12 protein-coding genes are annotated in these 12,916 nt (G+C 66.1%); 7 read left to right on the top strand and 5 right to left on the bottom strand.

Annotation, left to right across the window (positions count from 1 at the left end):
* Nucleotides 1-5: 5 nt before the first annotated feature.
* Complete coding sequence (locus AB4120_RS15450) at nt 6-1,547, top strand: methyl-accepting chemotaxis protein (RefSeq protein WP_149138412.1); 1,542 nt, start codon at nt 6-8, stop codon at nt 1,545-1,547.
* A 50-nt stretch (nt 1,548-1,597) separates the two neighbouring features.
* On the opposite strand, the gene cyoD is transcribed toward AB4120_RS15450, so the two are convergent.
* The 4 genes from cyoD to cyoA all read right to left on the bottom strand — a co-directional run bounded on the left by cyoD (nt 1,598) and on the right by cyoA (nt 5,810).
* Entirely contained in the window at nt 1,598-2,029 is a 432-nt protein-coding gene (gene cyoD / locus AB4120_RS15445) for a cytochrome o ubiquinol oxidase subunit IV (RefSeq protein ID WP_149138411.1), read from the bottom strand.
* Nucleotides 2,026-2,685, bottom strand: a complete 660-nt coding sequence (gene cyoC / locus AB4120_RS15440; RefSeq protein ID WP_149138410.1) for a cytochrome o ubiquinol oxidase subunit III — start codon at nt 2,683-2,685, stop codon at nt 2,026-2,028. The genes cyoD and cyoC overlap by 4 nt, the downstream gene beginning before the upstream one ends.
* Entirely contained in the window at nt 2,678-4,681 is a 2,004-nt protein-coding gene (cyoB, locus tag AB4120_RS15435; RefSeq protein ID WP_441642549.1) for a cytochrome o ubiquinol oxidase subunit I, read from the bottom strand. Before cyoB ends, cyoC begins: the two co-directional genes overlap by 8 nt.
* 67 nt (nt 4,682-4,748) lie before the next feature.
* Nucleotides 4,749-5,810 (bottom strand): ubiquinol oxidase subunit II, encoded by a 1,062-nt coding sequence (gene cyoA, locus AB4120_RS15430; RefSeq protein ID WP_149138409.1) that lies wholly within the window; start codon nt 5,808-5,810, stop codon nt 4,749-4,751.
* A gap of 149 nt (nt 5,811-5,959) precedes the next feature.
* On the opposite strand from cyoA, the gene AB4120_RS15425 reads away from it, so the two are divergent.
* From AB4120_RS15425 to AB4120_RS15405, 5 genes are all read left to right on the top strand, one after another.
* Nucleotides 5,960-7,282 (top strand): MFS transporter, encoded by a 1,323-nt coding sequence (locus AB4120_RS15425; protein ID WP_149138408.1) that lies wholly within the window; start codon nt 5,960-5,962, stop codon nt 7,280-7,282.
* 141 nt (nt 7,283-7,423) lie between these two features.
* Nucleotides 7,424-8,029 carry a hypothetical protein gene (locus AB4120_RS15420; protein ID WP_187645199.1) on the top strand — a complete coding sequence of 202 codons (606 nt, stop codon included), beginning with the start codon at nt 7,424-7,426 and terminating at the stop codon, nt 8,027-8,029.
* A 66-nt stretch (nt 8,030-8,095) separates the two neighbouring features.
* Entirely contained in the window at nt 8,096-9,004 is a 909-nt protein-coding gene (locus tag AB4120_RS15415) for a LysR family transcriptional regulator (protein ID WP_149138407.1), read from the top strand.
* A 139-nt stretch (nt 9,005-9,143) separates the two neighbouring features.
* Nucleotides 9,144-9,896 (top strand): substrate-binding periplasmic protein, encoded by a 753-nt coding sequence (locus AB4120_RS15410; RefSeq protein ID WP_149138406.1) that lies wholly within the window; start codon nt 9,144-9,146, stop codon nt 9,894-9,896.
* 33 nt (nt 9,897-9,929) lie between these two features.
* The gene (locus tag AB4120_RS15405; protein ID WP_149138405.1) at nt 9,930-11,204 is read left to right on the top strand and encodes a GGDEF domain-containing protein; all 1,275 of its coding nucleotides are present in this window, start codon (nt 9,930-9,932) and stop codon (nt 11,202-11,204) included.
* A 24-nt stretch (nt 11,205-11,228) separates the two neighbouring features.
* Here the strand turns inward: AB4120_RS15405 and AB4120_RS15400 are convergent, their stop codons facing one another.
* Complete coding sequence (locus AB4120_RS15400) at nt 11,229-12,125, bottom strand: LysR family transcriptional regulator ArgP (RefSeq protein ID WP_441642548.1); 897 nt, start codon at nt 12,123-12,125, stop codon at nt 11,229-11,231.
* A 73-nt stretch (nt 12,126-12,198) separates the two neighbouring features.
* Between AB4120_RS15400 and AB4120_RS15395 the strand changes: the two genes are divergently transcribed.
* On the top strand, nt 12,199-12,879 hold the full coding sequence (locus tag AB4120_RS15395) for a LysE/ArgO family amino acid transporter (RefSeq protein ID WP_149138403.1): 681 nt from the start codon (nt 12,199-12,201) through the stop codon (nt 12,877-12,879).
* The last annotated feature ends 37 nt before the right edge of the window (nt 12,880-12,916 follow it).

Below are 12,916 nucleotides of genomic sequence, written 5' to 3'. Positions count from 1 at the left end.
AAGAAATGAAGAATCTTGGTATTGGTGTTCGCCTTGGCATTGGCTTTGGCGTGGTCTTGATGCTATCCACCCTCATGACCGTGGTGGGCGTGCTGCGCCTCCAGGAAGTGGCCGGCCGTACGCACGAAATGATGCAGCAGCCGCTGGCCAAGGAACGGCTGGTCAGTGACTGGTACCGGCTGATGTACGCGAGCGTGCGCCGCACGACCGCCGTGGCGCGCAGCGCCGACCCCTCGCTCGGCACCTTCTTCGCGGCCGAGACCAAGTATTCGACCGATGCGATCGCCAAGCTGCGCGAGAAGCTCGATCCGATGCTGACCTCCGAGGCCGAGAAGGCCGCGTTCCAGCGCATTCTCGTCGTGCGCAACCCGTACAACGACTCGCGCGACAAGATCACCAAGCTCAAGAAGGACGAGCTGACCGAAGAGGCGAACAAGGTGCTCGAGGCCGAGTTCGTGCCGGCTGGCGATGCCTACCTGGCCGAGATCCAGAAGCTGCTGGACATCCAGCGCGCCTCCATCGACACCACGGCGGCGGAAATCAACAGCATCTACCGCAGCGCGCGTAACGGCCTGATCACGCTGGGCGTGGTGGCGCTGGGTATCGGCGTGGCGTTTGCGTGGTGGCTGACCATCGGCATTACGCGGCCGCTGCACCGTGCGGTGGGCTTTGCGCGCACCGTGGCGGCGGGCGACCTGACCAGCCAGATCGAGGTGGACAGCCGGGACGAGACCGGCCAGCTGCTCGAGGCGCTGCGCGAGATGAACGACAACATCCTCGGCATCGTCACCGAAGTGCGCTACGGCACCGAGGCGATTGCCACGGGCACGAGCCAGATCGCCGCCGGCAACACGGACCTATCGCAGCGTACCGAGGAACAGGCGTCGTCGCTCCAGGAAACGGCCTCCAGCATGGAGGAGCTGACCAGCATCGTCCGCCAGAACGCCGACAGCGCCAAGCAGGCCAGCGCGCTGGCCGTGAATGCGTCGGAAGTGGCCACGCAGGGCGGTGACGTGGTGGGGCAGGTGGTCCATACGATGGACGAGATCAACGTGTCCTCGCGCAAGGTGGTGGACATCATCTCGGTCATCGAGGGCATCGCCTTCCAGACCAACATCCTGGCGCTGAACGCGGCGGTGGAAGCGGCCCGTGCGGGCGAGCAGGGCCGCGGCTTCGCGGTGGTGGCGGGCGAGGTGCGCAGCCTGGCCCAGCGCTCGGCCACGGCGGCCAAGGAGATCAAGTCGCTGATCGGCGATTCGGCGGATCGGGTGGAGCGCGGCTCGCAACTGGTGGCGCGTGCCGGCGAGACCATGGAGCAGATCGTCAGCGCCGTGAAGCGCGTGACGGACATCATGGGGGAAATCAGCGCGGCCTCGGCCGAGCAGAGCGCCGGCATCGAGCAGGTGAACCTGGCGGTCACGCAGATGGACACCGTGACGCAGCAGAACGCGGCGCTCGTGGAGCAGGCCGCGGCGGCGGCGGGCTCGCTCGAGGAGCAGGCCCAGCGCCTGAAGGAAGCGGTGTCTACCTTCCGCCTGGCCGCCTAAGTGGCTGCCCAAGTGGCCGCCTGAGCGGCAGCCCGGGTATCAAAAGCGTATCAAGGGGCCCTGGGCGGCGTGATGCCGCCCGGGCCCGGCAGCTTCTCCGAATGCTGCATCGACGGCATCATGTTGCTGTTCAGGTGGAACATCACCCAGAGCGAGCCGGCAAGCGTGATGACCACGAGCACCAGCGTGAAGATCAGGGACAGCATGTTCCAGCCGCCTTCCGAACGTGCGTTCATGTGCAGGAAGAAAATCATGTGGACGACGATCTGCACCGCGCCAAGCAGCAGGATCACTGCAGCCGTGGTCGAGGTCTTGTCGAACACGTCGCCCATTACCAGCCAGAACGGAATCGCGGTCAGGAAGACCGACAGCACGAAGCCGGTCAGGTAGCCGCCCAGCGTGGCGTGCGGCCCGATGTCTTCTTCGTGGTCATGGCCATGCGCGTCTGCGTGGCCGCCGAGGGTGTTGTCGTGCACGCTCATTGCAGCGTTCCCATCAGATAGACGAAGGTAAAGACGCCGATCCACACGACGTCCAGAAAGTGCCAGAACATCGACAGGCACATCAGGCGGCGCTTGTTGGCCGTGATCAGCCCGTGCCGGCTCACCTGGAACATCAGCACGACCAGCCAGATGATGCCGAACGTCACGTGCAGCCCGTGCGTGCCCACCAGCGCGAAGAACGATGTCAGGAAGGCGCTGCGCTGCGGCCCGGCGCCTTCATGGATCAGGTGCGCGAACTCGTAGAGCTCCACGAACAGGAAGGCCAGGCCGAACACGCCGGTAATGGCCAGCCAGATCAGCGTGCCGGCCTTGCGCCGCACCTGCATCTGGAGCATGGCGAAGCCGTAGGTGATGGACGACAACAGCAGGAACGTGGTGTTGAGCGCCACCAGCGGCAGCTCGAACAGCTCCGCCCCGGTGGGGCCGCCGGCGTATTCCCGCCCCAGCACGCCATAGCAGGCAAACAGGCAGGCGAAGATCAGGCAGTCGCTCATCAGGTAGAGCCAGAACCCGAGCAGCGTGCCGTTCTCCGCGTGAACCTCTTCCTTGACGTAGAACTGGTAGTTGTTGTCGAGCGGCGCGGCCGGGTGGGTGCCCGGGGCGCCGTGCGAGAGGGGCATCGTCGATTCAACCATGGGAGGCGAGCAGTTGGGTGCGCGAGGCCTCGGTCCGGACCACGTCATCGGCCGGAATGTAGTAATCGCGCTTGTAGTTGAAGGTATGGACGATGGCGGCGATGATCGTCGCCGCGAAGGACACCACCACGAGCCACCAGATGTGCCAGATCAGAGCGAAGCCGCACAGGGTGCTCAGGCCCGCCAGCACGATCCCGGCGGCGGTGTTCTTCGGCATGTGGATGGGGATGAAGCCCTGCTCGGGGCGCTGGTAGCCCAGCTGTTTCATCTGCCACCAGGCGTCGGCGTCGTGCACCATCGGCGTGAACGCGAAGTTGTACTGCGGCGGCGGTGACGAGGTGGACCATTCGAGCGTGCGGCCGTTCCAGGGGTCGCCGGTGGTGTCGCGCAGCTGCTCGCGGCGCATGAAGCTGACCACCAGCTGGATGATGAAGCAGCCGATGCCGAGGGCGATCAGCAGCGCGCCCAGCGCGGCGATCTGGAACCACGGCTGCAGCGAGGGATCGTCGAAATGGTTCATGCGGCGCGTCACGCCGAGGAAGCCCAGCCAGTACAGCGGCATGAACGCCACGTAGAACCCGACCAGCCAGAACCAGAACGAGCACTTGCCCCAGAACGGGTCGAGCTTGTAGCCGAACGCCTTCGGGAACCAGTAGCTGATGCCGGCCATCAGCCCGAACAGCACGCCGCCGATGATCACGTTGTGGAAGTGGGCGATCAGGAACAGGCTGTTGTGGAGCAGGAAGTCGGCGGGCGGCACCGCCAGCAGCACGCCGGTCATGCCGCCGATCACGAAGGTGACCATGAAGCCGATGGTCCACAGCATCGGCACCTCGAACTTGATGCGTCCGTGGTACATCGTGAACAGCCAGTTGAAGATCTTGGCGCCGGTCGGGATCGAGATGATCATCGTCGTGATCCCGAAGAACGAGTTGACGCTGGCGCCCGACCCCATCGTGAAGAAGTGGTGCAGCCACACCAGGTAGGAGAGCACCGTAATCACCACGGTGGCGTACACCATCGACGCGTAGCCGAACAGCCGCTTGCGCGAGAAAGTGGCCACTACTTCCGAATACACGCCGAACACGGGCAGGACCAGGATGTAGACCTCGGGGTGGCCCCAGATCCAGATCAGGTTCACGTACATCATGGCGCTGCCGCCCTGGTCCGCCGTGAAGAAGTTGGTGCCGACATAGCGGTCCAGCGCCAGCATGGTGATGGCGGCGGTGAGCACCGGGAACGCGGCAATGATCAGCACGTTGGTGCACAGGGAGGTCCAGGTGAAGATTGGCATGCGCATCAGCGTCATGCCCGGCGCGCGCATCTTGACGATGGTGACGAGCAGGTTGATCCCCGATAACAATGTGCCGACCCCGGCCACCTCCAGGGACCATATGTAGTAGTCCACGCCCACGTCCGGACTGTGCAGGATGCCGGATAGCGGTGGATAGGCCAGCCAGCCGGTGCGCGCGAATTCGCCCACGAACAGCGACATCATCACCAGCACGGCGCCGCCCACGGTCATCCAGAAGCTGAAGTTGTTCAGGAACGGGAACGCCACGTCGCGCGCGCCAATCTGCAGCGGGACGACGAAGTTCATCAACCCGGTGACCAGCGGCATCGCCACGAAGAAGATCATGATCACGCCGTGGGCGGTGAAGATCTGGTCGTAGTGATGGGGCGGCAGGTAGCCGAGGTTGTCGCCGAACGCGACGGCCTGCTGTATCCGCATCATGATCGCGTCGGCAAAGCCGCGCAGCAGCATCACGATGCCCAGGATCACGTACATGATGCCGATCTTCTTGTGGTCGATGCTGGTGAACCACTCGCGCCACAGGTAGCCCCAGACCCGGTAGTAGGTCAGCGCGCCGACGAGGGCAAGGCCCCCGATCGCCACGACGGCGAACGTCGCCAGCAGGATCGGTTCATGGAGCGGAATGGCCTCCCAGGAGAGGCGGCCAAAGATCGGCGAAGCGAGATCGGAACGCTCGGGCATGTTGTGTCACCTGGGCCAGCAGGCCGATGAGTATTGGCGAAAGATTACGAGTCCGGCGGCGGTTCGTCTACCGCAGCAAGCGCCTGCCGTCGTTCAGTGCGGGGTCCGAGGCGAACATGGACGCCTCGCCCGCCGCGCCGCCTGCCGTATTGCCTGCCGTGCAGACGTAGGTGGACGGGTCGAACTTGCCGCGGCTGCGGTCCAGCGCCATCGTGTCCGCCATGCAGGTTCCCCCTAGCACGCAGCGGTTCAGAATCTGCTTGTACAGGTCGGGCTCCACGCTCGCATAGCGCTGCACCGGCACGCGCTCGCTCGGCTCGGCCAGCTTCACGTAGGCATCCTTGGAGAGCGCGGTGCCGCCCGATTTCACCTGCTGCACCCATTTGTCGAAATCGCCGTCTGACAGCCCGTGGAACTTGAAGCGCATATGGGCGAAGCCCTCGCCGCTGTAGTTGGCGGAGAGACCATCATAGACGCCGGCCTTGTTGATGACGGCGTGCAGCTTGGTCTCCATGCCGGGCATTGCATAGACCATGCCCGCCAGCGAGGGCACGAAGAAGGTGTTCATCACCGAGGTGGCCGTGATCTTGAACGCGATGGGCCGGTCCACCGGCGCGGCCATCTCGTTGACCGTGGCGATGCCCTGCTCGGGGTAGAGGAACAGCCATTTCCAGTCCATCGCCACCACTTCCACGACCAGCGGCTTGGTGTCGGGCGTGACGGCGCGTTTGTCGTCGATGAAGGTGAGGGGGCGGTAGGGGTCGAGCTGGTGGGTACTCACCCAGGTGACGGCGCCCAGCGCGATGATGATCAGCAGCGGCGCGGCCCAGATCGCCAGCTCCAGTACCGTGGAGTGGTCCCAGTCAGGGTTGTAGTGGGGATTGTTGGCGTTCTCCCGGTACCGCCAGGCGAACAGCAAGGTCAGGATGATCACCGGAACGATGATCAGCAGCATCAGCAGGGTGGCGATGATGATGAGATCGCGCTGGCGCACGGCCAACTCGCCAGATGGCGATAAAAGCACTGCGTTGCAACCGGCGAGCGCGGCCAGCAGGCCGAACGCACCAACACGCAAAAGCAGTCTTCCCGTCACTTTGAGCGGCCGAGCCGCAGAATCGAAGGGTCGCATGGTTGCGGAAGTGGCGTTTGAGGAACGTCGAGCGCCGCTCGACGCAATCATCTTTTCGATTTCCTAAGGCAGTTTAGGCGCTATTCTTGTCAGTGGATGACTTTGAGTGCAGTTTGACATGCCTCTCGCTCGCGAAGGAGATCTCAAGGATGGCCAGCCTGACCCATCAGCACCGCGCGTCGCCGACTGCACCTCCGGCGGAAGGTCACCATCAGGTGGCTCCCGCCGAAATCGCCACCGGCGTCGTGATCGGCCGCGCGTCGGAGTACTTCGACTTCTTTGTCTACGGCATCGCCTCGGTGCTGGTCTTCCCATCGGTCTTCTTCCCCTTCTCCAGTGAACTGGCCGGGCTGCTCTACAGCTTCACGATCTTTTCCTTCGCGTTCATCGGGCGGCCGTTTGGCACGGCGCTGTTCATGCGCATTCAGCGCCGATGGGGACGCGGTGTCAAGCTGACAGGCTCGCTGTTCCTGCTTGGCACGGCGACGGTGGGCATCGCCTTCCTGCCGTCGTACGCCACTCTCGGCAGCACAGCCATCTACCTGCTCGCGCTGTTCCGCTTCCTGCAGGGCATTGCCTTCGGCGGCTCGTGGGACGGCCTGCCGTCGCTGCTGGCCATCAACTCGCCTCCGCACAAGCGCGGCTGGTACGCGATGGTGGGGCAGCTGGGCGCGCCCACGGGCTTCATCATTGCCGGCGCGCTGTTCCTGTTCCTCTACGCGAGCCTGACGCCGGCCGAATTCATCGACTGGGGCTGGCGCTATCCGTTCTTCGTCGCCTTCGCCATCAACGTGGTGGCGCTGTTTGCGCGGCTGCGGCTGGTGGTGACGCACGAATACACCCAACTGCTCGACGAAGGCGAGCTGGAGCCGATCAGCACGTTGCAGATGGTGAACGCGCAGGGCTTCAACATCTTCCTCGGCGCCTTCGCGGCGCTGGCGAGCTATGCGCTGTTCCACCTCGTGACGGTGTTTCCGCTGTCCTGGGTGATCCTGCACAAGGCGCAGGGCGTGACGGACATGCTGGCGATCCAGATCGTGGGCGGCTTCATCGCCTTCATCGGCACGCTGTTGTCGGGCTGGATCGCGGACCGCGTCGGCCGCCGCACCACGCTGGCCGCGATGGCGGTGCTGATCGGCATCTTCAGCCTGTTCGCCCCATGGCTGCTCGACGGCGGGCAGACCGGGCAGGACGTGTTCATCCTGGTCGGCTTTGCGCTGCTGGGGCTCTCCTACGGGCAGGCGGCGGGCGTGGTGACGTCCAATTTCGACCGCCGCTACCGCTACACGGGCGCCGCGCTGACCACGGACTTCGGCTGGCTGTTCGGCGCGGCCTTCGCCCCGCTGGTGGCGCTGGGGCTGTCGTCGCTGTTCGGGCTGGCGGCGGTGAGCCTGTATCTGCTGTCCGGCGCCGTCGGCACGCTCGTGGCGCTGCGGATCAACAAGGCGCTGGGCACGCACGACGAGATGTAGCGCTGCGGGGGCGCTTGCCGCCCCCGCTCCCCCGCTCGCCGCTCCCCGTTGCGCCGTGCCGACACCCCACTAACCCCTGAGGCGTGGCGGCCGGCGCGCTGATACCCTTCGGCTCGCGATCCATCCTCAGTCTCGTTCCGAATGCTTTCCAAATCCCTGTGCGCAGTATCCCTGGGCGCGCTGCTGTGCGCGCCTGCCTTCGGCGCCAATACTCAAGTCCTGCTGGAAACCCCCGTCACCTACGCGCCAGGCGCCGGCGTGGTGGACAAGGTTCGCGAGGAATGCCAGATCGAGTCGATGCTGGCCACGCGCGTGTCGGACGTCCTGCGCCGCCGCAACAAGGGTGGTGACGGCAAGCTGGCCGCCGGCGCGGAGGCCGGCGAGGCCCAGGTGATGCGGCTCCAGATCACGCATGTGCTGGGCGTGGGCGGCGGCGCCTGGACCGGCCCGAAGGCCATTCCGGTGAACGCCGAGCTGATCGAAGGCGGCAAGGTGGCGCGCCACGTCAAGCTGAACCGCTGGTCCATCGGCGGCTTCTGGGGCGGGTTCAAGGGCACCTGTTCGATCCTGAACCGCAGCGCGGTGGCGCTGGCCAAGGACCTGAACCGCTGGGCGCGCGATCCATCCTACGTGCCGAAGGACGAGGTCGAGCCGCCGGCGCCGACAGAAGGGCAGGCTGAGCCGCCAGCAGAAGTGCCGGCCGGGGCCACTGACGCGCCGCAGGCCAAGGGCACCGCCCTCGAATAGCGCGCGGCGGGCGGCGTATCATGGTGCCGTCCCTGACCCGCTGACCCTTTCGTCGCCCCCGCCGCCATGCCCCTGCGCATCAGTGAAGAGATCACGTTCCGCAAGCTCGAGGCCCTGCTGGCCTTCATGGAGACCGGCAACCTTGCCAAGGCCGCGGAGGCGCTCGATATCAGCCCGGTGAGCGTGCACCGGGCGCTCCATTCGCTGGAGGACGGCATGCGCTGCGCGCTGTTCCGCCACGAAGGCCGCAACCTGTTGCCGACAGAGGCCGCGCACGTGCTGGCCGATGTGGCGCGAGACGTGCTCAAGACGATGTCCGACGGCATCCGCGTCACGCGCGAGGCCGCCGGCTACTCCGCCGACCAGCTCAAGATCGGCTCGCTCTATTCGCTGACCATCAAGACCGTGCCGCAAGTGGTGATCGGCATCAAGATGCGCCGGCCGGAGCTGCAGACCGAACTCGTGCTCGGCTCCAATGCGGACCTGCTCCAGAAGCTGCGCCAGGGTTCCATCGACGCCACGCTGATGGCCCTGCCCGAACCCGATGCCGAAATCGAGTCGATTCCGATGTTCGAGGACGACATCTTCTTCGCCGCCCCGGCCGACTCCCACTACGCCAGCCTGCCCGAGATCGACCTGCGGGTGTGCCGGGATGAGCCGTTCGTGTCGCTGGGCGAGGGCTTTGTCACCTCGAGCGGTTTCATGGAGGCGTTCCGCATCGCCGATTTCACGCCCAATGTGGTGATGAAGGTCGGGGACATCTTCTCGCTGATGAACCTCGTGGGCGGCGGCATCGGCTATTCCCTGCTGCCCGGGCGCGTGCGGGACGTGTTTGCGAAGAATGTCGCCTTTGTGCCCCTGACGGCCGAATACGGCATGAAGCAGTCCATCGGCCTGAGTTTCCTGCGCCGCCGGGAGCGCGATCCGAACCTGCTCGGCCTGGCCGCCGTGTGCCGGATGCTGATGAAGGTCTAGGGCTTCCGGGAAGCAATACCCCTTGTGAGGGGGCCGCACCGCTGTCAACAAATACGGGAGAATGCCGTTGTACTGGCGTGTAAGCCCCTCGTGTCCCCAGCGGGCGTCAACCGGACCGTCCTGAGCGACACCTGACCGCATGCACCTCTTTCGCCCGTGCCGGATTCTCTTCGCAGCCTGCGTGTTCTGGGCGGCCGTGCCTGCCCAGGCGCAGACCACCATCGTCCTGTACTCGGAGGCCGGCCAGCGGCCCCAGTCCTACGAGGAAAACGGCATTCCCAAGGGTGCCTATATCGACAACGTCAACCGGGTCCTGAAGCGGATTCCCGAATTCAAGGTGCAGATCCGCTTCGCCTCCTGGGCGCGCGTGGTGGAGGAGGCCAGGAACGGCAACAGCGCCGGGGTGCTCGGCGTCTACTACCGGCCCAGGGAGCGGCCGTACCTGAATCACTCCAGGCCGTTCTATAGCGAGGAGGTGGCGGTGCACTGCAACCGGGATTCGATCGAGGGCCGTACCTTCCATCGCTATCCGGACGACTTCGCCGGCCTGAAGTTCGGCAACCAGCGCGGCTACCTGGCCCCCGGCCCGCGCTTTTTCCAGCTGGCGCGGGAGGGCAAGATCCAGCTCGTGGAGGGGCATGAGTTCCACGACCTGGTCAAGAAGATGCTGGTGCAGGAGATCGACTGCGTGGTGAATCCCACCGTGGTCATCAACGAGGCGCTGGTCACGCTGGAAGCGCAGGGCATTCCGGAGCGCATGCGCTACAAATCCCGGCGGGCGATGACCATCAAGACCGAGACCGTGCACATCGGGTTCAGCAAGAAGTACGAGGAATCGCACCCGGAACTCGCCAGGTTCCGGCAGTTGTTCGACCAGGCGGCGGAGCAATAGCCAGCGCCGCGACCCCTCAGGATTGTGCATTCCATGCCACTGTTGCCACCGGTTCGTTCGATCCGGAACCGGATGATCGTGCTGTTCATCGTTGCCACCACGACAACGCTGGGCGCGTTCGCCACGCAGCGGCAATGGTTGCTCCACCAGGACCTGGAGCAGCGCTTCGAGCGGACCCGTGGCGAGGTGCTGGACGGTCTCAAGCAGAGCCTGGCAGCGCCCACCTGGGCGCTGAACGTGAGCAACCTGCGCACGCAGCTGGAATCCACGCTGATCCATCCCGAGGTCACCGAGGCCTGTGTTTTCTCCCCGGACCGGGAGGAGGTGTATGCGGCGGTGCACCGCTCGACGACCGCCGCCCCGGCCGGCCCCTTCTGCACGGCCAGCGGGCATGACGTGCTGGCCGAAGTCACGCTCTATCCGCCGGACGATATCGATCCCGTGCGCCGCAGCCAGCCCATCGGCACGGCCGTGGTCCACTTCACCCGCGACACCATGCAGAAGACCCTGCGCGCGGCGATGATCCAGGGAATCATCGAGGTGGCGGTCATCGACGTGGCGCTGGTCCTGCTGCTGACCTTCGGCCTGCGGATGGTGTTCCGGCCGCTCGAACATCTGCGCGAGGCGCTGTTCGAGCTGGCCTCCAGTCATGGCGACCATCTCGACGAACTGTCCCGGCTGGGCCGCACCGAGTTCGACAGCGTGATCGACGGCTTCAACTCGGTCCTGCGCCGGCTGCGGCTGATCATCGCCCTGCGCACGGAGGCGGAACTGGAGCTGATGGAGAAAAACCGCCTGCTCGAGGCGCTCTCCAAGACCGACCAGCTCACCGGGGTGTTCAACCGGCGGCACCTGGACGACGCACTGGCCGAGGCACTGGCGCGCAGCCGTGCCGAAGGCATTCCGTTCTCGATCCTGTTGATCGACGTAGACCGCTTCAAGTCCGTCAACGACACCTACGGCCATCAGGTGGGCGACCGCGTGCTGGTCGAGATTGCCGACCTGATCATGGCAGTCAAGCGGCCGACGGACACCCTCGGGCGCTGGGGCGGCGAGGAGTTCCTGCTGATCTGCGCCGATACTGCCCTGCAGGACGCCGTGCACTTTGCCCACCGCCTGCGCAATGCCGTGGCCGGGCAGGACTTCGCCGTGATCGGCCGGATGACCGCGAGCCTGGGCGTGGCCTGCGTGCAGCAGGGCGACACCATCCACGGCATGATTGCCCGCGCCGACGCGGCCCTGTACCGCAGCAAGGAACGCGGCCGCAACCGGGTCGAGTTCGCGGACGATGGCATGACCACGCCGTAACGGCGGAAAGCCGCCGCCGGCCGGTCAGGGTGGCAGCAGACCGGTCCGGGCGGCGGCCATCACCTCGCGGCTCAGGCCATCGACCAACGCCGAAGCCGCGCGGGCGTAGTGCCAGTGCAGGGGCACGTCCAGCGGGGTGTCCGGCACGAGCTCGACCAGCGAGCCGTCTGCGAGATGCCCGGCGATCAGGCTCTGCGGATGCAGGCCCCAGCCCATGCCGGCCACGGCCGCCGTGACAAATGCCTGCGACGACGGGAGCGTGTGCCGGGGCAGTTCCACATGCCGATGGCACAGGCGCCGCACCCAACTCGCCTGCAGGGCATCCTTGTTGTTGAACACCAGGCTCGGCGCCTGCGCCAGGCTGCCGGCGCCCACGCCGGTGGCGAAATGGCGTTGCACGAAGGCCGGGCTCGCGGCCGCCAGATAGCGCATGGCACCCAGCGGGCGGCTCTCGCAGCCGGCGGCAGGGCGGGCGGCGGCGGTCACGGCAGCCAGCACGGCGCCGCTGCGCAGCCATTCGGTGGTGTGGTCCTGATCGTCCACCGCCACCTCCATCAGCACGGGATGTGCCGCGGCGAAGGTCGCAATGGCCGGCGCGGCCCAGGTGGCCAGACTGTCGGCATTCACCGCGACAGGCAGCGCCACGCGCGCCATGCCCTCCGCCGCGAGTGACGGCAACGTCCCCTGCAACTCATGTTCGAGCATCCGCACGCGGTCCACGTGCTGGCACAGGCGGCGCCCCGTTTCCGTGGCCCGGCAGGGCTGGTCGCGGATCACCAGCGCGCAGCCCACGCGCTCCTCCAGCAGGCGAATGCGTTGGGAAATGGCCGATGGCGTCACGTGCAGCGCGCGGGCCGCACGCTCGAAGCTGCCTTCCCGCACCACGGCGGCCAAGGCGGACAAGGCGGCGTAATCGAGCATGAGATTAGAGAAACTACATCGAATGAAGAAAAGATAGTTTGTCTACATTCGCCAGTGCAGGCAAGCTGCGCGCATGATTTCCGCACTGCCTACCCCTCCGCTCGCCCTGTCTGGCTCCCTCTCCGGCGCCCTATCCGTCTCCCTGCAGGGCCTGGCCCTGAGCTTCGGCCTGATCGTCGCCATCGGCGCGCAGAACGCGTTCGTGCTGCGTCAGGGCCTGCGCCGGGAGCATGTGGGCAGCGTGGTCCTGCTCTGTGCCGTCGCGGATGCCTTGCTGATTGCCGCCGGCGTCATGGGCATGGCCCAGGCGCTGGGCGAGCGCCCCGGCCTCGCGCGTGTGCTGGCGCTGGCCGGGGCGGTTTTCCTGGCGGTCTATGGTTGGCGGGCGCTGCGGCGCGCGGGGCAGGCGCACCGGCTGCAAGCCTCGGAGGGTGAGAAGGGTGAGAAGCGTATTGGCCGAGGCGCGATCCTGGCGCAGGCGGCCGCTTTCACGCTGCTCAATCCGCATGTCTATCTGGATACCGTGCTGCTGGTAGGCAGCATCGGCGCCCAGCAGCCGGCTGCGCTGCGCGGCTGGTTCGTGGCGGGCGCCAGTGCCGCCAGCCTGTGCTGGTTCGGGCTGCTGGGGTTTGGCGCGCGTTTCCTGGCCCCGTGGTTCGCCCGGCCGAAGGCTTGGCAGGTGCTCGACGCGCTGGTCGGCGTCACCATGTTCGTCCTGTCGGCGCTGCTGGTGCGCCATGCCTGGGCGGGCTGAGCCCGCCCCGACATCGCCCTGATAGCGCCCTGACAGC

It is taken from the genome of Cupriavidus sp. 2KB_3 (genome assembly GCF_052115685.1).
In the GTDB taxonomy this organism is placed as follows: Bacteria; Pseudomonadota; Gammaproteobacteria; order Burkholderiales; family Burkholderiaceae; genus Cupriavidus; species Cupriavidus campinensis.
The sequence above is the reverse complement of the archived record's forward strand: the minus strand, read 5'-3'. Positions and strand labels throughout refer to the sequence as shown.